At 37.3% G+C, this 557-nt stretch carries 1 pseudogene; it reads left to right on the forward strand.

Going from position 1 to position 557, the window contains the following annotated elements:
* Nucleotides 1-557, forward strand: a pseudogene (locus tag G6Q00_RS08375) (hypothetical protein); the annotation flags it as partial.

The following is a 557-nucleotide window of genomic DNA, read 5'->3' on the forward strand; positions in this document are numbered from 1 at the left end:
GATTGGGGCTGTCGGTGTGAGTTGCAAATGTGGAGCGAAAGACAGATCAAAAACAAAGGCATAAGCCTAACTAAAAATATCCCACAAGAGGGGGGAACTCAAGCGGGAGGATTTGAAAGGGATAATTATAAATTCTTAGCTAATTTCTTTAAAAACAAGCTAGCTACTTACGCAAATAACCCAAAAGCTACAAGTTTACTTAAAAGCATTTTACAAAATATCGCCACTAAAAAAGCAAGATTTAAAGAATTAATTAGGCTTTCTAAAAATGGCGGTAGTTTGCGTTTTGGAAATTTAGAGATCATGCCTATTACTCTTAAAGCTCAAACACTTAAAGCTAACCCAGCTAATGATCTTTTTGATTTTTACTTAGCTAGGGAAGTGCTAGACTCTCCGCTTTTGTTAGCCACTCATAAAGATAGTAGAAAACTAGTGGGTCAAAAGTTAGGGCGTTGGTATGAATTAGAGATTCAAGGTACGGAGTTAGTGGGGCTAGAACATTTCACGGAGGCGCCTCCGTTAAAATCGGGCTTTGAGATTAAGAAATTAGATTTTGA

Source organism: Helicobacter suis (assembly GCF_902196125.1).
Taxonomy (GTDB): Bacteria; Campylobacterota; Campylobacteria; order Campylobacterales; family Helicobacteraceae; genus Helicobacter; species Helicobacter suis_B.